This window comes from Hyphomicrobium sp. (genome assembly GCF_036780825.1).
Lineage (GTDB): Bacteria > Pseudomonadota > Alphaproteobacteria > Rhizobiales > Hyphomicrobiaceae > Hyphomicrobium_C.
Genome location: NZ_DAIQCD010000006.1, coordinates 1 through 25,650 on the forward strand (window position 1 = coordinate 1; position 25,650 = coordinate 25,650).

At 66.4% G+C, this 25,650-nt stretch carries 19 protein-coding genes; 8 read left to right on the plus strand and 11 right to left on the minus strand.

Translation table 11 applies throughout. From position 1 onward, the window contains the following. Window positions 1-246 precede the first annotated feature (246 nt). From ahcY to trxA, 7 genes are all read left to right on the plus strand, one after another. Complete coding sequence (gene ahcY / locus V7P99_RS04375) at window positions 247-1,653, plus strand: adenosylhomocysteinase (RefSeq protein ID WP_333793568.1); 1,407 nt, start codon at window positions 247-249, stop codon at window positions 1,651-1,653. A gap of 255 nt (window positions 1,654-1,908) precedes the next feature. Next, entirely contained in the window at window positions 1,909-4,404 is a 2,496-nt protein-coding gene (locus V7P99_RS04380; protein ID WP_333793569.1) for a sensor histidine kinase, read from the plus strand. After that, entirely contained in the window at window positions 4,358-6,034 is a 1,677-nt protein-coding gene (tsaE, locus tag V7P99_RS04385) for a tRNA (adenosine(37)-N6)-threonylcarbamoyltransferase complex ATPase subunit type 1 TsaE (protein ID WP_333793570.1), read from the plus strand. The genes V7P99_RS04380 and tsaE overlap by 47 nt, the downstream gene beginning before the upstream one ends. Continuing rightward, window positions 6,031-6,756, plus strand: a complete 726-nt coding sequence (locus V7P99_RS04390; RefSeq protein ID WP_333793571.1) for a nucleotidyltransferase family protein — start codon at window positions 6,031-6,033, stop codon at window positions 6,754-6,756. Before tsaE ends, V7P99_RS04390 begins: the two co-directional genes overlap by 4 nt. Before the next feature lie 94 nt (window positions 6,757-6,850). Then, a complete protein-coding gene (gene addB / locus V7P99_RS04395; RefSeq protein WP_333793656.1) occupies window positions 6,851-10,003 on the plus strand; it encodes a double-strand break repair protein AddB in 3,153 nt (1,050 codons plus the stop codon). A gap of 1 nt (window position 10,004) precedes the next feature. Next, a complete protein-coding gene (gene addA, locus V7P99_RS04400; protein ID WP_333793572.1) occupies window positions 10,005-13,583 on the plus strand; it encodes a double-strand break repair helicase AddA in 3,579 nt (1,192 codons plus the stop codon). A 75-nt stretch (window positions 13,584-13,658) separates the two neighbouring features. Next, window positions 13,659-14,000, plus strand: coding sequence for a thioredoxin (trxA, locus tag V7P99_RS04405; RefSeq protein ID WP_333793573.1), 342 nt, complete (start codon window positions 13,659-13,661; stop codon window positions 13,998-14,000). Between the two features lie 123 nt (window positions 14,001-14,123). Here the strand turns inward: trxA and V7P99_RS04410 are convergent, their stop codons facing one another. The 9 genes from V7P99_RS04410 to rpsA form a co-directional block, all read right to left on the minus strand. After that, complete coding sequence (locus V7P99_RS04410; protein WP_333793574.1) at window positions 14,124-15,425, minus strand: bifunctional folylpolyglutamate synthase/dihydrofolate synthase; 1,302 nt, start codon at window positions 15,423-15,425, stop codon at window positions 14,124-14,126. 161 nt (window positions 15,426-15,586) lie between these two features. Continuing rightward, window positions 15,587-16,666 carry an acetyl-CoA carboxylase, carboxyltransferase subunit beta gene (gene accD / locus V7P99_RS04415; protein ID WP_333793575.1) on the minus strand — a complete coding sequence of 360 codons (1,080 nt, stop codon included), beginning with the start codon at window positions 16,664-16,666 and terminating at the stop codon, window positions 15,587-15,589. A gap of 172 nt (window positions 16,667-16,838) precedes the next feature. Continuing rightward, window positions 16,839-17,672 (minus strand): tryptophan synthase subunit alpha, encoded by an 834-nt coding sequence (trpA, locus tag V7P99_RS04420; RefSeq protein ID WP_333793576.1) that lies wholly within the window; start codon window positions 17,670-17,672, stop codon window positions 16,839-16,841. Then, window positions 17,669-18,940, minus strand: coding sequence for a tryptophan synthase subunit beta (gene trpB / locus V7P99_RS04425; RefSeq protein WP_333793577.1), 1,272 nt, complete (start codon window positions 18,938-18,940; stop codon window positions 17,669-17,671). Before trpB ends, trpA begins: the two co-directional genes overlap by 4 nt. A 45-nt stretch (window positions 18,941-18,985) precedes the next feature. Next, window positions 18,986-19,654, minus strand: a complete 669-nt coding sequence (locus V7P99_RS04430; RefSeq protein WP_333793578.1) for a phosphoribosylanthranilate isomerase — start codon at window positions 19,652-19,654, stop codon at window positions 18,986-18,988. Window positions 19,655-19,789: 135 nt separating this feature from the next. Beyond that, a complete protein-coding gene (locus V7P99_RS04435; protein WP_333793579.1) occupies window positions 19,790-20,152 on the minus strand; it encodes a hypothetical protein in 363 nt (120 codons plus the stop codon). A gap of 126 nt (window positions 20,153-20,278) precedes the next feature. Beyond that, a complete protein-coding gene (gene ihfB, locus V7P99_RS04440) occupies window positions 20,279-20,563 on the minus strand; it encodes an integration host factor subunit beta (RefSeq protein WP_333793580.1) in 285 nt (94 codons plus the stop codon). Between the two features lie 30 nt (window positions 20,564-20,593). Then, window positions 20,594-21,565 carry a signal peptide peptidase SppA gene (sppA, locus tag V7P99_RS04445; RefSeq protein WP_333793581.1) on the minus strand — a complete coding sequence of 324 codons (972 nt, stop codon included), beginning with the start codon at window positions 21,563-21,565 and terminating at the stop codon, window positions 20,594-20,596. 168 nt (window positions 21,566-21,733) lie between these two features. After that, window positions 21,734-23,464, minus strand: coding sequence for a 30S ribosomal protein S1 (gene rpsA / locus V7P99_RS04450; protein WP_333793582.1), 1,731 nt, complete (start codon window positions 23,462-23,464; stop codon window positions 21,734-21,736). 23 nt (window positions 23,465-23,487) lie between these two features. Here rpsA and V7P99_RS04455 point away from each other — a divergent pair, with 23 nt between their 5' ends. After that, window positions 23,488-23,649: a hypothetical protein gene (locus V7P99_RS04455; protein ID WP_333793583.1), complete on the plus strand. Its 162-nt coding sequence runs from the start codon at window positions 23,488-23,490 to the stop codon at window positions 23,647-23,649. Between the two features lie 28 nt (window positions 23,650-23,677). Here V7P99_RS04455 and cmk read toward each other — a convergent pair whose 3' ends face one another. Further along, window positions 23,678-24,313 (minus strand): (d)CMP kinase, encoded by a 636-nt coding sequence (gene cmk, locus V7P99_RS04460; protein WP_333793584.1) that lies wholly within the window; start codon window positions 24,311-24,313, stop codon window positions 23,678-23,680. Continuing rightward, window positions 24,310-25,644: a 3-phosphoshikimate 1-carboxyvinyltransferase gene (gene aroA, locus V7P99_RS04465; protein ID WP_333793585.1), complete on the minus strand. Its 1,335-nt coding sequence runs from the start codon at window positions 25,642-25,644 to the stop codon at window positions 24,310-24,312. Before aroA ends, cmk begins: the two co-directional genes overlap by 4 nt. Window positions 25,645-25,650 lie beyond the last annotated feature (6 nt).

Here is a 25,650-nt window from a genome sequence, read left to right on the forward strand (position 1 = left end):
CGCGACACATGGGAATCCCCTAGCGATTCTGTAAGCTCGGAAAAGGCTCTAGAGCGCGTGTGCGTTCACGCCGCACAATCCGATTCCAATAAGAGTGAACGCGCTCTAGCGCCGCCGACTGCCCTGCCCGAGACATAAGGACTTGTTTATATCTTATTGCGGCATGTGCCTCACGAAGCTATAGGAAGGGCGACTTTGCGCTGAGAGGCCGCTGCCCCGGAAAACGCTCGCAAAAAAAGGATTCCCATGACTGCCACCACGGATTACGTCGTCAAGGACATCTCCCTCGCCGACTTCGGCCGCAAGGAAATCGATCTCGCGGAAACGGAGATGCCGGGCCTGATGGCCATCCGCGCCGAATACGGGCCGAGCCAGCCGCTCAAGGGCGCCCGCATCGCCGGGTCGCTTCACATGACGATCCAGACCGCGGTGCTGATCGAGACGCTCAAGGCTCTCGGCGCTGACGTGCGCTGGGTGTCCTGCAATATTTTCTCCACGCAGGATCACGCCGCCGCGGCCATCGCCGCCGCCGGCATCCCGGTGTTCGCCTACAAAGGCGAGACCCTGACCGAGTACTGGGACTTCACCGCGCGCCTCTTCGACTGGCATGGCGGCGGCTACCCGAACATGATCCTCGATGACGGCGGCGATGCCACCATGCTCGTCCATCACGGTCTCAGGGCGGAGGAGGGCGACGCGGCGTTCCTCGACAAGCCCGAGTCCGAGGAGGAGGAGATCTTCTTTGCGCTCATCAAGCGCCTTCTGAAGGAGAAGCCCAAAGGCTGGTTCGCCGAGGTCGCCAAGTCGATCCGCGGCGTCTCCGAGGAGACGACCACCGGCGTCCATCGTCTTTACAAGCTCGCCGAGCAGGGCAAGCTTCTCTTTCCGGCCATCAACGTCAACGACAGCGTCACCAAGTCGAAGTTCGACAATCTCTACGGCTGCCGCGAAAGCCTGGTCGATGCCATCCGCCGCGGCACCGACGTCATGCTGGCTGGCAAGGTGGCGTTCGTCGCCGGCTTTGGTGACGTCGGCAAGGGCTCGGCCGCATCTCTGCGCCAAGCCGGCGCCCGCGTCATCGTCTCCGAGGTCGATCCGATCTGCGCCCTGCAGGCTTCGATGGAAGGCTATGAGGTCACGACGATCGAGAACGTCTTCGACCGCGCCGACATTTACGTCACTGCTACCGGCAACCGCGACATCATCACGACCGAGCACATGCGGCAGATGAAGGATCGCGCCATCGTCTGCAACATCGGCCACTTCGACAACGAGATCCAGGTCGCGGGTCTCAAGAACTTCAAGTGGACCAACATCAAACCGCAGGTGGACGAGATCGAATTCCCGTCGGGCAACCGCATCATTCTGCTGTCGGAAGGCCGCCTCGTGAACCTCGGCAATGCCATGGGCCACCCGTCGTTCGTGATGTCTTCCTCGTTTGCGAATCAAACGCTGGCCCAGGTCGACCTTTGGACCAACCCCGGCAAGTACGAGAAGAAAGTCTACACGCTGCCGAAGGTGTTGGACGAGAAGGTGGCGGCCCTGCATCTCGAGAAGCTCGGCGTCAAGCTCACCAAGCTGCGTCCCGATCAGGCGGATTACATCGGCGTTCCGGTGGAAGGCCCATACAAGCCGGACCACTATCGTTATTGATGCTGCGTGCGGAAGGGTATCCGTTCCGTCCGCACCGGCATTCCACGATCCAAGACGCCCGGCTCCCGTCCGAAACGGGGGCCGGGCGTCTTGCATTTTCGCGTTTGAGCAAAAAGGTATTTTGGCTGTCCCTCGCACGCACTGGTGCGGGCCCGCGAAGCTCCCCATAATTCGTCACCGATTCGCATGTCCGGTGCCGGGCGCCTTCGCGCCTGTCCGGACCGAACCCCGAGATCGATGGCAATCAGGAGCCCTATGCCGGATCGGCAAAATACACGTGTCGAACTGGCCATGCTGGCGTTGGCGAGCCTCGCCTGCGTTACCGTCTTGACCGCGACATTCGCCTCCGGCCGCCGGATGCTCGAGGAGGGCGGCCTCCCGGGCGGCACGTGGATCCTGGCCGGCCTCGTTGCGGCGGCCGGGGCCGGTGCCGTCTACCTGCTCTATCAGGCGATCACGGCCATGCGCCGCCAGACGCGCCGCGCACAGGACGAGGCGCGCGAGCTGCGACGCGCCCTCGCCGCCGCCGAATCGCTCATCAAGGCGGAGCCGCAGGTCCTGATGCACTGGGAACAGGGCCGCGGCTTCTCGGTCGTCACCAGCACACTTGCGGGCGTGCCGGGCCTGCCGAGCAACACGGGCGAGCTCGTGCGCTTCAATTTGTGGCTGGATCAAAAGAGCAACGCGGCCTTGCGCGGAGCACTGGATGGTCTTCTGGCCCAGGGCCGCGCCTTCAACCTCATCCTCAAGACCGCCGCCGGCGGCCACGTGGAAGCCGATGGCCGCGCCGCGGGCGGACGCGCCGTTCTGCGGTTCCGCGATGTCGCCGGCTATCGGCGCGATCTTTCGGTGATCCTCGACCAGCACATGCGGCTAGCCCGCGACGTGCGCTCGAGCCGCGCGCTGTTGAGCGCTCTGCCCCATCCGGCCTGGCTCTCGGACGTGAGCGGCCGCCTCACGTGGGTCAACAGCGCCTACGTCAAGGCCGTGGACGCCGAAAGCGAGGCCGAGGTCGTCGAGGGACAGATCCAGCTTCTCGAGTCCCGCCAGCGCAAGCACATTGCGCCCGTTCTCAAGACCGGCGAGACGTTCAAGGAGCGCCTGCCTCTCGTCGTCGGCTCCGAGCGCAAGACTCACGAGGTGACCGTGCTTCCGCTTGGCGACGCGGTGGCTGCAGCCGCCATCGACGTTGCGGATCTCGAATCCGCCAAGGGCGAGCTCGACCGTCAAATCGCCGCTTACGATCGTACGCTGGACCGCGTCGCCACGGCGGTCGCGATCTTCAACGCCGACCAGAAGCTCACCTTCTTCAACGCCGCCTACCAGAAGCTCTGGCAGCTCGACGCCGACTGGCTCGCGACAGGACCGAGCGACGGCGCCGTGCTCGATCGCCTGCGCGAGCTCGGACGCCTGCCGGAGGTCGTGAACTACCGCGAATGGAAGGCGAAGATTTTGACATGCTACCGGGAAGCCGATGAGCATGAGGACTGGTGGCATCTCTCCGACGGCCGGGACCTGCACGTCATGGCCGCGCAGCGCCCCGACGGCGGCGTTACCTATCTCTACAAGGACGAGACGGAGCGCCTGGCGCTCGAGAGCCGTTACAATGCGCTGATCAGCGTCCAGACGGAAACGCTGAACAGCCTCAAGGAAGGCGTCGCCGTGTTCGGAACCGACGGCCGCCTCAAGCTGCACAACGCCGCCTTCGCCGCCATCTGGAAGCTCTCCCGCCAGCAGCTCGCCGAAAGCCCGCACGTCGACGAGTTCATTCGCGTCACGCAGGTTCTCTACGGTGAGATGAGCACGTGGCGCGAGATCAGCCGCTCGGTCACCTCGTTCGAGGATCGGGAGCCTCTCGAAGGCCAGATGATACGCCCCGACAGCAGCGTCATCGATTACGCGGTGACGCCGCTTCCCGACGGAGGCACGCTCTTGACCTTCGTCGACGTGACCGATTCGAAGCGCTACGAGCGCGCGCTGATCGAGCGCAACGAAGCGCTGGTCACGGCCGACAGGCTGAAGAACCAGTTCATCAGCCACATTTCGTATGAGCTGCGCACGCCGCTCACCAACATCATCGGCTTCAGCGAGCTGCTTTCCAACCCGATCTTCGGTGAGCTCACTCAGCGCCAGCGCGAATACCTCGACGACATCTCCTTCTCGTCGAAGACCCTTCTCGCCATCATCGACGACATTCTGGATCTCTCGGCCATCGATGCGGGAGGGCTGGAGCTCGATCTCGCGGAAATCGGCGTGCAGGCCCTCATCGACCATGCCATCCAAGGTGTGCGCGAGCGCGCGGCCCGTGCGCGGCTAACGCTCGATATCGCAGTTGCGGACGATGCGGTGAGCTTCGTCGCAGACGAGAGCCGCGTGCGCCAGGTGCTCCATAATCTTCTGTCGAATGCGGTCGGCTTCTCCAAGCCCGAGGCCGTGGTTCATCTCTCGTGCTGGCGCGAGGACGCCGCCACGGTTTTCTCGGTCGAGGATCAGGGCGTCGGCATCCCGAAGGATCAGCAGGCCCGCATTTTCGAGCGTTTCGAGAGTCAGAGTCAGGGCGGCAAGCACCGGGGCGCGGGGCTTGGCCTTTCCATCGTCAAGAGCCTTGTCGAGCTTCATGGCGGCGACATGACGCTTGAGAGCGAGCCTGGAAGAGGAACCAAGGTAACGGTACGCTTCCCCGACCGTGGCCTCGAGCAGAACCATGTCCCTTCCGCAGACAGCGATACGACAAGATTGGCACGTAACTGACGCCGACGAGGCGTCCCTGAGCCGACTGGCGGAGCGCATCGCGCTGAAGCTTGCGGCCGGCGACGTGGTGGCGCTTTCGGGCGATCTCGGCACCGGTAAGACGACGTTCGCGCGCGCTTTGATCCGCGCCGTCTTGGGCGATCCGCACGCCGAGGTTCCGAGCCCGACGTTCTCGCTCGTGCAGACTTATGTTTCGCCTCGCTTCGAGCTTGCGCATCTCGATCTCTATCGCCTCTCCGGCGACGAGGATCTGATCGAGCTCGGCTTCGACGAGCTGGTGGCGAACGGCGTTGCGATCGTGGAATGGCCGGAGCGGGCGCCGGGGCTCGTGGCCGCGAACCGCCTCGACATTCGCCTGACGCAAGGCGCACGTCCGGATCTGCGCACGCTTTCTCTCTCCGGCCACGGAACATGGGCGTCGCGTCTCTCGCGCACAGCCGCCATGGCCGATTTTCTCGACGGCCTCGAACCTTGGGGCAGGGCCGCAGCCGTTTACCTCCAAGGCGATGCCTCGCCGCGTGCCTATGCGCGCCTCACCTCTCCTCCGCTTGCCGCTAGTCCTCCTTCCTTGTGGGAGAGGCCAGGCGGGAGGAAGCCCGGAACAACGGCCGTCGAGCTTCCCATCTCCCCACAAAACGGAGGGTATGCAGCCATCCTCATGGATCAGCCGCGCCAGCCGGATGGCCCGCCGATCCGGAACGGCTTGCCCTATAGCCGCATCGCGCATCTCGCGGAGGACGTGCGCGCCTTCGTTGCCGTTGCGCAAGCGCTCGCCGGCGCGGGCCTCAGCGCGCCCGAGATTTACGCCGCCGACCTCGAACGCGGCTTTCTCATTCTCGAAGACTTCGGCGATCGCGTTTTCGGTGCTGAGATTGCAAAAGGCGCGCCGCAAGCCGAGCTGTGGCGTGCCGCGGTCGATATCCTTGTGGCGCTGTCCGCCGCTTCCGTGCCGGACGCCATCGTGCTCCCGGACGGATCGGCGCACCGCGTGCCGGACATGGATGCCGGCGTGCTGACGGTCGAGGTGGAGCTGCTCGCGGACTGGTACTGGCCCGCCGTCCATGGTGCGCCCATGCCGGCGGACGTTCGCGCCGACTTCATGGAGGCTTGGGCTCCTGTTCTTGCGCGCCTCGCCGAAGGGCCGAAGGGCTGGGTCCTGCGCGACTTCCATTCGCCGAACCTCGTCTGGCTGCCTGTCCGCGATGGCTTGCGCGGCGTCGGCCTGCTCGATTTCCAGGACGCCCTGAACGGCCCGCTGGCCTACGATCTCGCCTCGCTGCTCCAGGATGCACGCCTCGACGTTCCGCCCGCCCTCGAGGATGAGCTGCTCGCCTATTATGTCGCCGAGCGGAGTGCGGATCCGGGCTTCGATGCGGATGTGTTCCGCGCCACCTATGCGGCCGTCGGCGTGCAGCGCGCGACCAAGATTCTGGGCATTTTCGCGCGGCTCGCGGCCCGCGACGGCAAACCTACGTATTTGCGTCACATCCCGCGCCTATGGCGATATCTGGCCCGCGGGCTTGCGCATCCCGAGCTATCCGCGCTGGCCCGCTGGTTCGACCGCCATTTCCCCCCTGCGGTCCGCCTCGATCCCCCCGACATTCCACACCGCGAGAGCTTTCCTTCATGACCGCCGAGATCAAGACTGCGATGGTGCTTGCCGCCGGGCTCGGCACGCGCATGCGCCCCCTGACGGACACGATGCCGAAGCCGCTCGTGCCCTTCGCCGGGCGGCCGCTCCTTGATCACGTTCTCGATCGTCTGGCCGCCTCGGGCATCACGCGCTGCGTCGTCAACGTGCATCACTTCGCAGACCAGATCGAAGCCCATCTCGCGGCCCGCTCCGCTCCGGAGATCGTCATATCCGACGAACGCGATGCCCTGCTCGATACGGGCGGCGGTGTCGCCAAGGCGTTGCCGCTCCTCGGTCCCGGGCCGTTTCTCATCCACAATTCCGATTCGGCCTGGATGGAAGGGGTGGGCGCCAATCTCGCCCGCCTCATTGCGGCCTTCGATCCCGAGCGCATGGATAGCCTTCTGCTGCTCGCCCTTGGCTCGGCCAGCCTCGGCTACGATGGGCATGGCGATTTTCTGATGGCGCCCGATGGCGAGCTAACCCGCCGCCCCGAGCGCGACGAGGCGCCGTTTGTCTTCACCGGCGTTTCGATCGCGCACCCGCGCCTGTTCGAGGGCGCGCCGCAGGGACGCTATTCGCTTAATGTCGTGTGGGACCGCGCAATCGAGCGGCGACGCCTCTTCGGCTTGCGGCTCGACGGCACCTGGATGCACCTCGGGACGCCCCGGGCGATCGAGGAGGCGGAACAGTGGATAGCCCGCGTGGCGAGCGCCTGAGCGGCCTCTTTGGGATAGTATGCCCAGGCTCTAGAAGCTGAGCGGCAGTTATCCCGGGGGCGAAGCTCTGCAAGCATATCCGAACATCTATACGATCGCAGCCGGCCGCCCGTTTCTCGATTGCCTCGCCGCCGCGATCCTTGATGGCACGCTCCCTGGCGGCGGCGCGGGTGCGCCTGCCGCAATGGATCTCCCGCGCGTCACCCTCTACCTTCCGACGCGGCGCGCCACGCGCGCGCTGCAGGACGCCTTCCTGCGCGCCTCGGGCGGGCGCGCGCTGCTGTTGCCGCGAATCGTGCCGATCTCCGAAGGGGAGGAAGACCTCTCGCTAATCGCCGCTGCCGCGTCGGATGCCGCCGCTGCCTCGGTGGGCGCCATTCCGCCGGCTATCGGCGAGCTCGAGCGCCGCCTCGTGCTGACGAGCCTGATTCGCCGCTGGACAGAGGCCATGCAGAGCGCGCGTGCCGATGGCGCCGATGGCGATGAGCCGCTCGCGGCCGCAGGCGCTGCCACCACCGCCCAGGCCGCCATCCTCGCCAAGGAGCTGGCCGAGCTCATGGACATGGTCGAGACCGAGGAGGCGAGCCTCGACGGTCTCGCGAGCCTCGTCCCCGAAACCTTCTCCGAGCATTGGCAGAAGACGATCCGCTTCCTGGAGATCGTCACGCTTTATTGGCCCGCCTATCTCGCGGAAACAGGAACGCTGTCGGCGGCCGCGCGCCGCAACGCCGTCATTCGCGCCGAGGCGAAACGTCTTGCGGCATCTCCACCCGATGGGCCCGTCATCGTCGCCGGCGTCACGGGGTCCATTCCCGCGACCGTCGACCTGATGCGTTCCGTCGCCGGGCTCGCCAACGGTGCTATCGTGCTGCCGGGGCTCGACACGGATCTCGACGCCGAGAGCTGGCAGGCGATCACGCCCGATCATCCGGAGCATCCGCAATTCGGCCTGAAGAAGCTGCTCGATGCGCTCGGCTGTCCGCGAAGCGGCGTGCGGCCGCTTGGTGAGATGCCGTCTGCACCGGTGAAGGCGCGCACCCGCCTCATTGCGGAAGCCATGCGCCCCGCCAGCACGACGGAACGCTGGGAAAGCTTCGCCGCTGCCGCCCGCAAGGATCCGGCAGGGATCGCGCCGCAAGGCTTGAGCCTCGTCGAAGCACCGACCGCCCAGGACGAGGCGGAGGCTATTGCCCTGATCCTGCGCGAGGCGGCGGAGACGCCCGGCCGCACGGCGGCCTTGGTGTCTCCCGACCGCTTGCTGGCCCGCCGCGTGGCGGTTCGGCTCGAGGCGTGGGGGATCACGGTTGACGACTCGGCCGGCCGGCCGTTGCGCAAGACGCCGCCCGGCGCGCTCCTGGACCTCGTGATCAACGCCATCGCCACGCGCTTTGCGCCGGCGGATACCGTGGCGCTTCTCAAGCATCCTCTGGCGCGCCTCGGCCTCGATCCGTTTTCGGCCCGCCTCGGCGCGCGTGCGCTCGAGATCGTCACCTTCCGTGCGCCCTATCTTGGCGAAGGGCTCGATGGCATCGAGGCCGCCTTCGAGCGCGCCGCCGCCGACCATGCGCGTGGCCTGCGCGCGCATCCCGCCGCGCGGCGTCTCTGGGACGAGGACTGGCAGCGCGCCCGTGATTTGCTGGCGCGGCTGCGCGCGGCCTTCGCGCCATTGCTGGCGCTCTACGAGAGCGATGCGCCGGCCGCGCTCCGCGATCTCGTCGCCGCGCACTGCCACGCCGCCGAAGCCGTCGCCCGCGTGCCCGGCATGGAGCCCGCCACGGCCGATCTCTTCGCACGAGGGGAAGGCGAACCTTCAGACGATGCAGAAAGCCCGCTCTGGCAGGGCGAGGCGGGCGAGACGGCGGCGCGCTTCTTCGCAAGCCTTCTCGATGCGCGTCTGCCGTCGCTTGATCTGCCGTCCTCCGACTACGCCGATCTCTACCGTGGCCTCGCCGCCGCCGAGACGGTGCGCCCGCGCGGTCCCGTGCATCCGCGGCTGTCCATCTGGGGGCCGTTCGAAGCGCGCCTGCAGCAGACCGACATCGTCATTCTCGGCTCGCTCAACGAGGGCACGTGGCCGAAGTCCTCGGACCCCGGCGCCTGGCTCAACCGTCCGATGCGCACCGCCCTCGGTCTGCCTTCGCCCGAGGAGAAGATCGGCCAGTCCGCGCTCGACTTCGCGACGCTGCTCGCCGCGCCCGAGGTGATCCTGACGCGCGCCGAGAAGAAGGATGGGGTGCCGACGGTGCCGTCCCGTTGGCTCTTGCGCCTCCAGGCGTTGCTTGAGGGCATGGGCGCCTCTGCCGCGCTGGAGCCGAAAGAGCCCTGGCTCGCCTGGGCACGCCAGCGCGATAGGCCGGCCGAGATGCAGCGCCTTTCCGCGCCGGAGCCGCGGCCCGCCGTCGCGCAGCGCCCGCGTAAGCTCTCTGTCTCGCGCGTCGAGACCTGGATCGCCAATCCGTATGCGATTTTCGCGAGCGAGATTCTGAAGCTCACGCCGTTGCCGCCGCTCGGCGAGCCGCCTGGTCCGGCGTTGCGCGGCAGCATCATCCACGACGCGCTCTCCGAGTTCGCGAAGGCGTATCCAGCCGCGCTGCCGGATGACATCGCAGGCGAGCTGATCCGCTTCGCGCGCACCGCGCTTGAATCCTATGCCGCCCATCCGCGCATCGCCGCCTTCTGGATCCCGCGCTTCGAGCGCTTCGCCGGCTGGTTTGCCGCGACCGAGCCCGCCCGCCGCGCCGGTATCGAGACAGTGTATGCGGAGATGCGCGGTGCGCTCGTGATCGACGCGCCGGCCGGGCCCTTCCAGCTCACCGCCCGCGCCGATCGCATCGACGTCACCGAGAGCGGGCTCGTCATCTCGGATTACAAAACGGGGACGCCGCCGCCCGATTCCAAAGTGCTGGCGGGCATCAATCCGCAGCTCTCGCTCGAAGCAGCCATCGCGGCCGATGCGGTGCTGGGCTTCGAGGGCGTACCGAAGCGCCCGGTGATGGCACTGCGCTACATCCGCGCCTCGGGCGGCGAGCCACCGGGAGAGGCGCGCGACGTGAAGACGCCCGACATCACAGCCCTTGCCGCGGACGCGCGTGTCGGGCTTGAGCGCCACGTTGCCCGCTTCGACGACGAGAGAACGCCCTATCGCCCTCTGCGGCGCGCGCGGTTCGGATATGCTTTTGATGGTTACGCGCACTTGGCGCGCGTCGCCGAATGGTCGTCGGGCGCCCTCGCTGAGGAGGACGCATGACATGACGGCGATGACCGAGCTCAAATCGATCGAGATCGCGCTGGCCGAGACACGGCGGCTCCAGGCCGAGGCCGCCGATCCGGCTGCGTCCGTCTGGGTCAGCGCCAATGCCGGCACCGGCAAGACGCACGTGCTGACCATGCGCGTGCTGCACCTCCTTCTCGCCGGAACGCCGCCCGAGCGGATCCTGTGCCTCACCTACACGAAGGCCGCCGCGGCCGAGATGTCGAAGCGCGTTTTCGAAAGCCTGTCCAAATGGGTGATGCTGCCGGGAGCCGATCTCGAGCGAACCCTGGTCGAGTTTCTGGGCCGGCCGCCGGCCGCAGCCGAGATGGCGCTCGCGCGCACGCTCTTCACGCGCGCCACCGAAACGCCGGGCGGGCTTTCGATCCAAACCATCCACGCCTTCGCCGAGCGCCTGCTGCAGCGCTTCCCGCTTGAAGCAGGTGTCACGCCCGGCTTCGCCATCCTCGATGACGAGACCGCGCGCAGGCTGATGCGAGACGCGACGGACGCGGTGATCGGCACGGCGGCGCGCCAGCGTGAAAGCGCGCTCGGCCAAGCGCTCGAGACGGCCATCGCTTATGCCGCCGACGACCGCTTCGACGAGATCCTGGCCGATGCCCTCGGCCATCGCGAGTGGCTCGACGAGGCGCACCGTTTGCCGGGCGGCCTCGACGCGGTCGAAGCCATGTTCCGCCGCCATTTCTCTGTGCGCGAGGGCGTGACCCGCGCTGCCATCGAGACCGAATTTGCGAACGTTCTCACGCCGCACGATCTCGTGCACCTGCGCGACGTTCTGCAAGGCGGTACGAAATCCGACATCGATGCGGCGGGCCGCGCCGCCGCCATCCTCGCGGCCGCCTCCGACGGGGAGCGCATGGAAGCCGTCTGTGATTTCCTTCTGACCAGTAAGAAAGAGGCGCGCAAAAGGCTTGTGACGAAAGCCGTCGCTGCCAGTAATCCCGAAGCCGAGGCCATGATGACGCGCGCGCAGGGCCGCTGCCTCGCGCTCCATGCCGAGTGGCAGGGCCTCGTCGCCGTCGAGGCGACCATGGCGCTCCTGCGCCTCGCCGGCGCGGTGCAGCAGCGCTACACCGAGGCCAAGGTCCGTCGTGCCGCGCTCGATTTCGACGATCTCATCCAGCGCACGAAAGCGCTTCTCTCAGAGCAAAGCTCGGCCGAATGGGTGCTCTACAAGCTCGATAACGGTCTCGACCATATCCTGGTGGATGAAAGCCAGGACACGAGCCCATCGCAGTGGCGTGTCGTGGAAGCCATCGCCACCGAGTTCTTCTCAGGTTCGGGTGCGCGCGAGGACATCGTGCGCACGCTGTTTGCGGTCGGCGACGAGAAGCAGTCGATCTATTCGTTCCAGGGCGCGGCGCCCGAGATGTTCTCCTCCATGGGCAACCGCTTCGCCGATCTCGGGCGAGCGGCCGGCGTCGCCTGGCGCACCGTGCCGCTCACGCTGTCGTTCCGAACCGTGGCGCCGATTCTCGCGGCGGTCGACCGCGTGTTTGCCGATCGCCATCACACGCCCGGCGTCACGCCCGCGCCGCACGCCGCCAAGCGTGCCGGACACGGTGGCCTCGTCGAGATCTGGCCGACGGAGGCGCATGAGGATGTGGTACCCGCCGATGCGTGGTCACCCCTCGACGAGCAGTCCGCCGAGCCGCCCGTGGTGCGCCTCGCCAACCGCATCGCCGACACCATCAAGGACTGGCTCGCACACGGAGAGATCCTGGCGTCCACCGGCCGGCCCGTCACGCCGGGCGACATCTTGATCCTGGTGCGCAAGCGCGAGCCCTTTGCCGCGCCGATGGTGCAGGCGCTCAAGGCACGCAATATTCCCGTGGCCGGCGCCGACCGCATGCGCCTCACCGAGCAGATCGCGGTTGAGGATATGCTTTCGCTCGGCGACTTCCTGACGCTTCCCGAGGACGATCTCGCCCTCGCCGAGGTTCTGAAAAGCCCGATCTTCGGCCTTGATGACGGAGACCTCACGGACCTCGCGTTCTGGAGCCGGTCCAATCCGAGCCAGGAGCGCAAGGGCACGTTGTGGAAGGCCCTTCTCGAGAAGAGCAAGGAGAATAGCCGCTACGTCGAGGCGGCGGAGACTTTGAAGCGCTGGCGCAAGGCCGCCGATTTCCGGCCGCCGTTCGAGTTCTTCGCCGACATTCTCGACCGGGACGGTGTGCGCAAGAAGCTGATTGGCCGGCTCGGGCCCGATGCTGCGGACCCGCTCGACGAGTTCCTGAACCTCGCGCTCACCTATGACGACGGCGCGCCGCCCTCGCTCGCGGGCTTCCTCGCGTTCATGCGCGACGGCACGCGCGACATCAAGCGCGACATGGAGCACGGCCGCAACGAAGTGCGCGTCATGACCGTGCACGGCGCCAAGGGACTCGAGGCGCCGATCGTATTTCTGCCCGACACCACGAGCGCCGGGTCGGCCGGGGGCCAGGGCGGCCGCCCGATCAGATTGGATACGATCGCGCGGGCGTCTGGCGCGCCGCCGCCGTTCGTCTGGCCCGTGAAGGACGCGGGCGGTCTCGAGGTCTTGCGTGAGGCGCGCGAAGAGCTGCGCCGGCGCGAGCGCGAGGAGCGAAACCGGCTGCTCTATGTGGCCATGACGCGCGCCCGTGATCGTCTCTACGTGTGTGGCTTCGAGGGTGCCAAGGGCCCGGAGCCCGGCTGCTGGTATGAGCTGATCACCGAGCGCCTGGATGGCTTGTTAGAGAGCGTGGCGGAGCCTTCTGGCCGCGAGGTGAAGCGCTTTACGGCACCCCAGACGGCCGAGCTGGAAACGTCCAGGGCGACGCCCGCAGCCTCGCTCGCAGCCGCCCCGCTGCCGCCGTGGAGCGCCACGTCCGTGCCGCGCGAGCCGCAGCTCACGATCCCGCTCGCGCCGTCTCGCCTCGAGGTCTTCGAGACCGACGAGGAAGGCGAGCCGTTGCCGGACCAGCCGCCGCGAGCCCGCAGCTCGGAGCCGTCCTCGATGAGCCCGGCGATGCTTGCTGGCGAGGGGCGTTTTCTGCGCGGCACGCTCACGCATGCCCTGTTGCAGCATCTGCCCTCGTTCGAGCGCACGGCGTGGCCGGCGATCGCTGAGACCTTCCTCGCCGAACGCGGGCGTGGCCTTCCGGCGGCTATGCTTGCCAGCATCAAGGCGGAAACGCTCGCTGTCCTTTCCGATGCAACATTTGCCGCCGTGTTTGCGCCGGACAGCCGGGCCGAGGTGCCGATCGTCGCCGTCATTCCGCGCTCCGAAGGCAGCGGACCACCGCTCCGCATCGCCGGCCAGATCGATCGCCTATCCATTACGGACGATGAGGCGTTGATCATCGATTACAAGACGAACCGCGCTGCGCCGCGCGACCTCGCCGCCGTTGCGCCAGCCTACCTCTATCAGCTTGCCGCCTATCGCCTGGCGGTGCGCGAAATCGTCCCTGGCAAGCGGGTTCGGGCTGCGTTGCTATGGACGCAAGGCCCACATCTCATGGAAATTCCAGAGGAAATTCTGGATGGCCATGCTGCCGAGCTGTGGCGCCTCGATACGGCGCAGCTTGACGCCTGACAAGCCCATTCCTACGTTTACGGTCCGCTGAGGGCCCCGCAACCGCATCGGCCAATGCCGATCAAAGGAGACACAATGACCACGCTCGTATCCGACAAGACATTCGACGATGAGGTCCTGAAAGCGAGCGAGCCGGTGCTCGTAGACTTCTTCGCGGAGTGGTGTGGTCCCTGCAAGGCGATGGCCCCGGCGCTGGAGCAGCTCGCTGCCGAGCTCAAGGGCAAGGTCAAGGTGGTCAAGCTCGATGTTGACCAGAGCCCGGCCATCACGACCAAGTACGGCATCCGCGCCATGCCGACGCTGATGGTCTTCAAGAATGGCCAGGTCGCGGCCCAGCACGTCGGCGCGCTGGTGCAGAAGCGCAAGCTCGAGGAGTGGCTCGGCCAGCAGGTCGGCGAGGCTATTGCCAAGGCCTGAGGCCTGATTGGCCGCAATGGCTTCGAGGTATGAAAAAAGGGCCCTGCGGGGCCCTTTTGTTTTCCGGCTTTGCAACAAAAGAGTGGAGGGGGGAGGGCGCCCGCAAGCGCCCTGCCGGTTCCCTCAGTTCGCCTGCGGCTCGACGCCTTCCTGCAGCGCCAGCACGTGCCCTGCGAGGTAGAGCGAGCCTGTGATCAGAATGCGCTTCGGCCCCGGATCGAGCGCATCGATGCGCTTCAGAGCGGCTTCGACGCACGTGCCGCCTTCGGCGCTCAGCGAAACGGAGCGCGCGGCTTCTGCCAGCGCTTCGGGCGAGAACGGCGCTTCGTGCGATCCCGGGATCGGCACGCCGATCACGTGGCGAGCAAGCCCGCGGAACGACACCAGGAAGCCCGGCGCATCCTTGAGGCCGAGCATGCCGACGACGAGATAGAGCGGTTTCGGAGAGCGTTCCTCGAGATCGGCGAGGGACTGGGCGATGTAGAGGCCCGCGGCCGGATTGTGCCCGCCGTCGAGCCAGAGCTCCGAGCCTGGCTTGAGCAGCGACGGCAGCGGGCCGCTGTCGATGCGCTGCATGCGCGCCGGCCAGCGTGCTGTGACGAGCCCCTGCTCGATCGCCTGCTCGTTGATCGTGAAGCCCTCGAGTTCGAGGGCCGCCGCCACGGCCGTACCGGCATTGATGATCTGGTGCCGCCCAACGAGCGCGGGCAGCGGCAGGTCCAGGAGCCGGTCGGCCTGCTGAACGATGAGCCGGCCGCGCTGCTCGTAGGCGTCGAAGTGCTCGCCGAGGAGAACCGGGCGCGCCCCGACGCGTGCGGCCTCGCTCAAGATGACGTCCCTGACCGCCTCGTTCTGCTGCGCGACGACGCATGGCACGCCGCGCTTCAGGATGCCGGCCTTCTCGGTCGCGATGGCTTCGATCGTGCTTCCAAGCTTGTCGGCGTGATCGAGCGAGATCGGCGTGAGGATGGTGAGCGCCGGACGCTCGACGACATTGGTCGCGTCCAGCCGGCCGCCGAGGCCCACTTCAAGCAGCACGATATCTGCCGGATGCTCGGCGAAGGCGACGAGCGCTGCCGCCGTCGTGATCTCGAATTGCGTGATGTCGTCGCCGCTGTTGACCGCCTGTACGCGGCTCAACACGTCGACGAGACCCTCTTCCGAGATCGGCCGCGTCACCCCGTCTGGCCCCGCGAGCTCGATGCGCTCGTGGAAGCGCACCAGATGCGGAGACGTGTAGACATGGACGCGCAGCCCGGCCGCCGTCAGCATGGCCTTGAGATAGGCCGTGACCGATCCCTTGCCGTTCGTGCCTGCCACGTGAATGACAGGAGGCAGCGCCTTATGCGGATTGCCGAGCTTGGCCAACAGCCTCTCCACCCGTCCAAGCGACAGGTCGATCAGCTTAGGGTGCAGGAGCTTCAAGTCGGCGAGGAGCTCTTTGCTGGTCGGAATGGCACGCCCCTCCCGTTCGAGGCTATGGAGCTATGTACTCAAATCCCCAGCCCGCGCAGGGGTCAATACCTGAATCGATAAATGGAGATTTGTCGCGCCCAACTACCGTTCGCCGGCGCAACGTCGATCCCTCAGCTCCTCGCTTGATCCCGCGTGTCGGTGGAGCCGGACTCGGCCGCGTTTCCGTCGCGCACTTCCGCCTCCGCCTTTACCTCCGCTTCGCCGTCCGCGCGTCCGTCGCCGCTTTGAGCGGGCTCGAGCTCCATGGGGGTCGTCTCGATGAGCTTGCCGTCCACCATCGTGCCATTGGCGGGCATGCGGCCGTTCCCACGCTTTGATTTGCCCGTCTCTGCCGAGGCGCCGCCATGCATCAGCAGGCTACACAAGCGGCTCAGCGTCTCGCGCATCTTGTGGCGGTGCACGACCATGTCAATCATGCCGTGCTCGAGGAGGTATTCGGCCCGCTGGAAGCCTTCGGGAAGCTGCTCGCGGATGGTCTGCTGGATCACGCGGGGGCCCGCGAAGCAGATGAGCGCGCCGGGCTCTGCGATGTGGATGTCGCCCAGCATCGCGTAGGAGGCGGTGACGCCGCCGGTCGTCGGATCCGTCATCACCACGATGTAGGGCAGCTTCGCCTCGCGCAGGCGCTGCACGGCGATCGTCGTGCGCGGCATCTGCATGAGCGACAGGATGCCTTCCTGCATGCGCGCCCCGCCCGACGCTGCGAAGAGGATGAATGGCGTCTTGAGGTGCACGGCGCGCAACATGCCGGCGACCACGGCCTCTCCGGCCGCCATGCCGAGCGAGCCGCCCATGAACTCGAAATCTTGCGCTGCGGCGACGAGCTGCCGCCCGTCGAGCGTGCCTTCGCCTACGAGCACGGCGTCCTCGAGCGAGGTTTTGGTGCGTGCGTCCTTCAAGCGGTCGGTATAGCGCCGTCCGTCGCGGAAGCGCAGCGGATCCTGCGCCACGGAAGACACGGCGACCTGCTCGAAGCTGCCGCCATCGAACAGGCTGGCAAGGCGCGCCCGCGCGCTCATCTTCATGTGGTAGTTGGAGCCGGGCACAACGAACTGGTTGGCCTCGAGGTCCTTGTAGAAGACCATCTGCCCCGTCTCTGGGCACTTGACCCAAAGGTTTTCCGGCACCTCGCGCTTCGTGGTGAGGAAGCTGCGGATCTTGGGACGGACGACGTTATTGATCCAGTTCACGCTTGACCGCTCCTGAAGCGCTCCCAGTTCTGGGAGCACGGTAAAACACTGACCCGGCTTCTCAGGATTTCGCCTGCCAGGCCCGGGTGAAATTCGTACTTGCTATCGGCGCCGCTCGTCTGCGGTGCCGCCGATGGCTGCATCCTCCAAGATATGTCCGAGGGCTCCGTCCTCAAGGCGCCCTAAGGGCCGCGCTCAGGCTTTCGACCACACTCAGCACGGAACCCGCCGTATCGCCAGTTGCGCGCCCGTCTCCGGTTAAGCTCGCCTCGATGGCTCGCACCAAGGCCGAGCCGACTACGACACCATCGGCGCTCTTGGCAATCGCGCGCGCCTGTTCCGGCGTTTTTACGCCAAATCCTACCGCGACGGGAAGGGTTGTTGCACGTTTTAGGCGTGCCACCTGGAGTTGAACGTCCTCCGGGTTCGCAGATGCGGCGCCCGTGATCCCGGTGATGGAGACGTAATAGAGGAAGCCGGACGTGTTTTTCAGTACCGTCTTCAATCGCTTATCGTCGGTCGTTGGAGTCGCGAGACGGATGAAGTTGAGCCCCCGCTCGACCGCCGGCAGGCAAAGCTCGTCATCCGCCTCCGGTGGGATATCCACGACGATCATGCCGTCGACGCCTGCGGCCACCGCATCGTCGAGGAATTTTTCGCCCGGATAGACGTAGATAGGATTGTAATAGCCCATCAGCACGATGGGCGTGTCCGCGTCGGTTTTGCGGAATTCACGGACGAGATCGAGCGTCTTGCGCATCGTATGCCCGCCCTTGAGCGCCCGCAGCGACGACGCCTGGATAGAGGGTCCGTCCGCCATGGGATCGGAGAACGGCATGCCGATCTCGATGACGTCGGCGCCGACTTTCGGCAGTCCGAGCAGGATCGCCTTCGCCGTTTCGAAGTCCGGATCGCCAGCCGTCACGAAGGTGACGAGTGCTGCGCGCCCTTCCGTCTTCAGCGCTGCGAAGCGCCGATCGATCCGCGAGTCTCTCGTGTTGCTCACAGCTTGATCCCCAGGTAGCCGGCTACGGCAAACACGTCCTTGTCGCCGCGCCCACACATGTTCATGACGAGGAGGTTGTCCTGGGGCAGCGTTGGCGCGAGCTTCGTCACCCATCCGAGCGCATGCGAAGGCTCGAGCGCCGGTATGATACCCTCGAGCCTAGCCGAGAGCTGGAACGCCTCGAGCGCCTCCTTGTCGGTGATCGGCACATAGGTCACGCGGCCTGAGTCCTTGAGCCAAGCGTGCTCCGGCCCAACGCCCGGATAGTCGAGCCCGGCCGAGATCGAGTGTCCCTCGAGGATCTGCCCCTCCGCATCCTGCAGCAGATAGGTGCGGTTGCCGTGCAGAACGCCCGGCCGGCCTCCGTTCATCGAGGCGGCGTGTCCGTTCTCGACATCCATGCCATGGCCTCCCGCCTCGACGCCGAAGATCGCGATGTTTTCGTCGTCGAGAAACGGATGGAAGAGGCCGATCGCGTTCGAGCCGCCGCCGATGCAGGCAACGAGCGTATCTGGCAGCCGCCCTTCACGCTCCAGCATCTGCTCGCGGGTTTCCCGGCCGATGATGGACTGGAAGTCGCGCACCATCGCCGGATAGGGATGGGGGCCCGCCGCTGTGCCGATCAGGTAGTAGGTGTCCTGCACGTTGGTGACCCAGTCGCGGAGCGCTTCGTTCATCGCGTCCTTGAGCGTGCCGGCGCCCGACGTAACGGGATTGACCTTGGCGCCGAGCATGTGCATGCGCGCCACGTTCGGCGCCTGCCGGGAAACGTCCGTCGCGCCCATGTAGATCTCGCACGGAAGCCCGAAGCGGGCGCACACAGTGGCCACCGCCACGCCGTGCTGCCCGGCGCCAGTCTCGGCGATGATCCGCGTTTTCCCCATGCGCCGTGCCAGCTGGATCTGGCCGAGGCAGTTGTTGATCTTGTGGCTGCCGGTGTGGTTCAGCTCGTCGCGCTTGAAGTAGATCTTGGCGCCGCCGGAACCGCCCTGGGTTTTGGCGACATCGCGGAGATGATCGGTCAGACGCTCGGCGTAATAGAGCGGGCTCGGCCGGCCGCCGTAGTGCGTCATCAGGTCCGTGACCTCGGCCTGGAAGGCAGGGTCCGCTTTTGCCGCCTCGTAGGCCTGCTCGAGATCGAGGATCAGCGGCATCAGCGTCTCGGCGACGAACCGCCCGCCATAAAGGCCGAAGTGGCCGCGTCCGTCTGGCCCTCCACGCATGGTGTTGAGCTTGGCTTCGCCAGTTTTCTGCTGTTCCGAGGCCATAGGCCTTATTCCCTTTCGCACATGCCCCGCCGGAGGAGCGGATATTCAGGACTGCTTAGCGGCCTTTGCCGCGCGAAGGAAGCGCCGCATCAACAGGGGATCCTTCTCGCCGGGCCGGCTTTCTACGCCTGAGGATACATCGACGATGGCCGCACCCGTCAGCCGGATCGCGGCCGCGACATTCTCGGGCGTGAGCCCGCCGGCGAGCGCAAAGGGAGCACCTCCTTTTGCGCTTTCGAGAATATGCCAGTCGAAGGCGAGACCGTTGCCGCCCGGCAAGGCGGCGGGATCGGCGGGCGGCTTGGCGTCGAAGAGAAGAACATCGGCGCCGCCTTCGGGCTCGAGATAAGCGGCGGCAGCCGTCACCTCGCCCGTGTCGGCGACCGGCACGGCCTTGAGGATGGTGAGCCCGCTGCGCCTGCGGATCGCCGCCGCCCGTTCGGGTGTTTCGTTTCCGTGGAGTTGCAGGATGTCAGGCTTCACCTCGGCCGCGATGCGATCGACGAGTGCGTCGTCGGGGTTCACCGCGAGAAGCACGGTTTCGGCGCGCCCCTGCGCCCGCGCATGCGCGATCAGCGCCGAGGCTGTTTCAAGATTCACATGACGTGGGCTTTTCGGATAATGCACGAAGCCGACGAGGTCCGCGCCAGCTTGGAGCGCGGCGTCGAGCTGCGCCTCGTTGCGCAATCCGCAGATCTTTACGCGTGTGGACATCGTGCGCGACTGCTTGCAATCCTATCTGATCAGGCTTCCCGGTGCGTTTTCCTCGCCAGTCTCCAACGAGCCGGCCCCATGCGTGGCGCCGATCGTCAAGCCGGCGCCGAGAGCCCGGAGAGCATTTGCGGTGAGCTACGCTGCGCTGCGTGTCTCGGGCGCCGAGAGCGCCTTGGCGCGCGCGCTAACCTCCGCATCCCGCTCGCGCATGAGACGATCGGCTTCCGCCTGCCATCGCCTAGCGTCGCTTCCCTGCGTGCGCGCCAAGCGTCGCCATCGCGCCTGCGACAGCCATGTCGCCGTCCCGCCGAGCAGGACGCCGATGATCAGGGTGCCGAACAGGAAGCCGTAGAACGGGAGCTCGATGGAGAGCACCGGCGTTTCCGGACGAAACGGATCCAGCGCGAGACGCACGGAATGGCGGTTCGCAACCGCCAGCGTGATGAGCAGCGCGGCCGCGGGAAACGCCGTCAATAGCCAGAGAATACGCTTCAGCACTGTTGCTCCTCTCGACTGCGGCGCTCGACCCGGCTCCGGTGTTTCCGGAAGGAAGCACGGCCGGATAAAAGATCTAAAGCCGTTCCGTCGGTCCGTGCAACCTGGAACGGCTCTGACCGCGAGAACCTATGAATCTGCGTTCAGGCGGTCTCGAAGCTCTTTGCCCGTCTTGAAGAACGGGACGTACTTCTCGGCGACGGGAACCGGCGTTCCGGTCCGCGGATTGCGGCCCTGGCGCGCGGCGCGATGCTTCACGGTGAAAGCGCCAAAGCCGCGCAGCTCCACGCGATCGCCTTGTGCCAGCGCATCCACGATCTCATCGAACACGACATTGACGATGCGCTCGACGTCCCGATGATAAAGGTGTGGGTTTGACGCTGCAATTTTTTGAATGAGTTCCGATTTAATCAAGACACTGGCCTCCCGAACGTGATTATTTCCTTAATTTTCCGAAGGTTGCCAAACGGAGACGAGGCCGTCAAGGCCAACGCCTCCAAGCTCCCGAGGTAGCGTGATCCCGCCGATGAGGCTGCCGAGGGCGGCTGCGAGAACGCGGCCTGCCGCCTCCGACGCGCCTCCCGTGACGGCGCCCCAAGGCCCTTGCGCGGTGGGCTTCCAGTCAACCACCTTGAGGTCCTTGGTGACGTTGCGGTTGGCCTCAAGCCAGCGAACGGCTTCCGCCTCGCCCCCGATTTCGTCGACGAGGCGGAGCGCGAGCGCCTGGCGGCCAGAGTAGATGCGCCCGTCCGTGAGGCCGTCCACATTCCGCGCCGAGATGCCCCGGCGCGCCTCGACGAGCGACAGGAACCAGCGGAAGCCGTCGTCGATGGTCTCCTGCATGACCTTGCGGGCGTCCTCGCTCGCCGGCTCGAACGGGTTGGGCGCGGCCTTGAGGTTTCCGCTCTTGACCTCGTTGAATTTGACGCCGAGCTTGCCCAGCATCTCGCTCACCTCGGGCCACTGGGCGAGCACGCCGACCGAGCCGGTGATGGAGTTGCCGCGCGCCACGATGTGGTCGGTGCCGAGCCCGACGATGTATCCGGCGGATGTCGCGATGGTGCCGAACTGAGCCACCACGGGCTTCTTCTCCGCTACGTCGCGCAGCGCGAGATAAAGGCTTTCTCCGCCGGTCGTCGTGCCGCCGGGGCTATTCACGAACACGACGAGCGCCTCGACATGGCTCGCGTCGCGGATCTTCTTCAGCATAGCGATCTGGTCGCGATCGTCGGTAATCGTACCTTCGATGGCGACGCGCGCGATCTGCTTCGTGCCGGGCAGGCTGGTGAGGTCGCCGCTGCCAAACATCACTGCGCCGATGAGCAATCCGACGAAAAGCACGGCGGCGCTTCGCCAGAAGGTAAGGCGCCGGCGCATTCGGCGCCTGTCGAGCACGGCTTCGGTTTCGAGCGACATATCGCGGCTCCTGGGGTTAAGCCATTGCGGGCAAATTATAAAACTGCTGCGCCTAGCGCAACGAAATCCCGCCGTCCGGCTGCCCTATCCAGCGAAAGGGCAAAAAAATGCGCGGGATTCTCATCCCGCGCACCTGATTTGGCTTCCGTCAGCCGGATGTGACGAAGATCACTCTTCGTCGTTCTCACCCGCCTCGGCTTCACGCTTCTTGATCGCGGCCTTGAAGATGTCACCGAGCGAGGCGCCGGAATCCGACGAGCCATACTGGGCAACGGCCTGCTTCTCCTCGGCGATCTCGAGCGCCTTGATGGAGACGCCGATGCGGCGCGCCGCCTTGTCGACCGAGACTACGGCTGCGTCCACCTTCTGGCCCACCGTGAAGCGCTCGGCGCGCTGCTCCGAGCGGTCGCGCGAGAGGTCCGAGCGCTTGATGAACGTCGTGATGTCGCTGTCGGCGATGCGCACCTCGATGCCGTTCTCCTGCACCTGGACGACTTCGCACGTCACCTGGTCGCCCTTCTTGTACTTGCCGAGCGCGTCGGCCGGATCGCCGCCGAGCTGCTTGATGCCGAGCGAAATGCGCTCCTTCGAGCTATCCACGTCGAGCACCACGGCTTTGACCGTATCGCCCTTCTTGTAGTCCTTGATCACCTCGTCGCCCGGCTTCTGCCAGTCGAGATCGGAGAGGTGGACCATGCCGTCCACGCCACCGTCGAGGCCGATGAACAGGCCGAACTCGGTGATGTTGCGGATCGGGCCTTCGACCTCCGAGCCCTTCGGATGCAGGGCGAGGAAGGCATCCCACGGGTTGTCCTGGGTCTGCTTGAGGCCGAGCGAGATGCGCCGCTTGGTGGGATCCACCTCGAGGATCTGCACCTCGACCTGCTGGCTCGTGGAGACGATCTTGCCCGGATGCACGTTCTTCTTGGTCCAGCTCATCTCCGAGACGTGGATCAGGCCCTCGACGCCGGGCTCGAGCTCCACGAACGCGCCGTAGTCGGCGATGTTCGTGACCGTGCCGGTGAAGCGTGCGCCGATCGGGTACTTGGCCTCGATGGCCGACCACGGATCGGACTGGAGCTGCTTCATGCCGAGGCTGATGCGCTGCGTCTCGGGGTTGATGCGGATGATCTGCACCTTCACCGTATCGCCGACGTTGAGGATCTCGGACGGATGGTTGACGCGCCGCCATGCCATGTCGGTGACGTGGAGGAGGCCGTCGATACCGCCGAGATCGATGAACGCACCGTAGTCGGTGATGTTCTTGACCAGGCCGTCGATGATCTGGCCTTCGGCGAGGCGAGCCACGATGTCGGCGCGCTGCTCGGCACGCGTCTCCTCGAGCACCGAGCGGCGCGAGACGACGATGTTGCCGCGGCGGCGGTCCATCTTGAGGATCTGGAACTGCATCGGCTGATGCATGAGCGGGCCGATGTCGCGCACGGGACGGATGTCCACCTGCGAGCCGGGAAGGAACGCCACGGCGCCGTCGAGGTCGACGGTGAAGCCGCCCTTCACCTTGTTGAAGATGACGCCGGTCACCTTCTCGCCCTTCTCGGCGAGCTTCTCGAGGCGGGTCCAGCTCTCCTCGCGGCGCGCCTTGTCACGCGAAAGCACGGCCTCGCCGAGCGCGTTCTCGATGCGCTCGAGATAGACTTCCACCGTGTCGCCGACCTTGAGGTCGCCCGGCTTGCCGCCGACGCCGAATTCCTTGAGCGGTACGCGGCCTTCCATCTTGAGGCCGACGTCGATAACCGCGAGATCTTTCTCGATGCCGACGACCTTGCCCTTGACGACGCTGCCCTCGAAGACGTCGTCCTTGGCCAGGCTCTCGGTGAGCATCGCGACGAATTCGTCGCGCGAGGGGGTATACTCTTTGCTGATCTCGGTAGTAGGCATTCAGGCTCCTGAACGGTGTTGGAATGGGGAACGTACCGGCGAACCCGCTCGAAGCGTGTTTCGGCCGGCGCGAATGGCATCTGGCCCACAAGGTCCTCCCGGCTGTGCATGCGCGCACGCCCGGGCGGTCCTCAATCGGCCTGGATCTCGTGAATATTGTCGGCGCCGCCGTGATGGGCCTCTAGCCCGCCAGCAAAAATTTGAGACGCTGTGTCAGCATCCCGCGTGGCTGATCTTCCTCTTGATCAATCCGACGGCGGCGTCGAATGCGGCTTCTATACTCAAATCGGTGGTGTCAAGCAACATCGCATCGGGGGCAGCGATCATCGGGGCGTTGGCACGCCCCGCGTCGCGCGCATCACGTACCCGGATATCCGCCAGCACCGTTTCATAGGCAACATCCACGCCGCGGGCGATGAACTCGGCATGCCGCCTCCTGGCCCGCACGTCGGGAGAGGCGGTCACGAAAATCTTAACATCCGCCGTAGGGCACACCACGGTGCCGATATCCCGTCCGTCGAGAACCGCGCCAGGCGGCCGGCGGGAAAAATCACGCTGATAGGCGAGGAGCGCCGCCCGCACCTCCGGGATCCGCGCGACGAATGAGGCGGCATCCCCCGCTTCCGTGCCCCGGAGAGCCGGGTCGTCGAGGGTGGCGGGGTCGAGGCCGCGGGCCGCCGCAACCGCGGCCCAGGTGTCGTTAAGCTGGAAGCCGGCCCGGGCGACGTCACGCCCGACGGCGCGGTAGAGGAGGCCGGTGTCGAGACAGCCGAAGCCCAGGTGCTCGGCGAGTTGCTTGGCGAGCGTTCCCTTGCCAGACGCCGCCGGTCCATCGATGGCGACGATCATGCCGCGCTCTCGCCGAAGCGCGCGCCGATCCCTTCCATGAGGGGCCTGAACTCCGGAAAGCTGGTGGCGATCATGGCCGTATCGTCCACCGTCACCGGCGCTGCGCTGGCCAGCCCCATGACGAGGAACGACATCGCGATGCGGTGGTCGAGATGCGTCGCAACCCGTCCGCCGCCCGGCACGCGCCCTGTACCGTGCACGATGAGCGTATCCCCATCGACTTCCGCCTTGACGCCGTTGGCGGTAAGTCCGGCCGCCGTTGCCGCCAGCCGGTCGCTTTCCTTGACCTTGAGTTCGGCGAGCCCATCCATGCGCGTCGGCCCGTGTGCGAACGCGGCAATAACGGCCAGCGCCGGATATTCATCGATCATCGAAGGCGCCCGTTCGGCCGGGACCCGGACGCCCTTGAGCTCCGAATAGCGGGCACGGATGTCCGCCACCGGCTCGCCGCCTTCCTCGCGCTGGTTGATGAGGGTCACGTCCGCTCCCATCTCCTGCAGCGTCGTATAGAGGCCGGTGCGCGTAGGATTGACGAGCACGCCCTCGATCGTGATGTCGGAGCCCGGCACCAGCAGCGCCGCCGCCACGAGAAATGCCGCCGATGACGGGTCGCCCGGCACCGTCACCTCGCGCCCTTCGAGCTCCGCTTCGCCCTTGATCGTGATCCGCGTAGCGCCGTCCTCCGTGGCGCTCGTCACCTCCGCGCCGAAGTGGCGCAGCATGCGTTCCGTATGGTCGCGCGTCGCCTCACGCTCGATCACCGTCGTCTCGCCGGCCGTGCCCAGCCCCGCGAACAGGATTGCACTCTTGAGCTGCGCCGAGGGCACCGGCAGCGTGTAGGCGATTGGCGCCAGCCGCGAAGAGCCGCGGATGGTGAGCGGGAGCTGCTCGCGGTCGCCCTCGACCTCGAGGCCCATGGCCTTGAGCGGCCCGAGAATGCGCCCCATCGGCCGCTTCGAGAGCGAGGCGTCGCCGATCATGCTGACGGAGATGTCATGCGGCGCCACGATGCCCATCATGAGCCGGGCGCCGGTGCCTGAATTTCCGAAGTCGATCGGGCCGTCCGGCTGTGCGAGGCCGCCCGTGCCGCGTCCCAGCACCTCCCAAGTATCGCCGGATTTGCTGGCTGGCGCCCCGAGCGCCGTGACGGCGCGGGCCGTGTCGATCACGTCCGCGGCCTCGAGGAGCCCCCGGATGCGGGTGCGGCCCGTGGCGAGCGCGCCGAGCATGAGGGCGCGATGCGAAATGGATTTGTCCCCGGGCACGCGCAAACGGCCCTGGAGCGGGCCAGAGGCGACTGCGGATAGGGGAGCAGGATCGGCGTGGGTCACGGAATT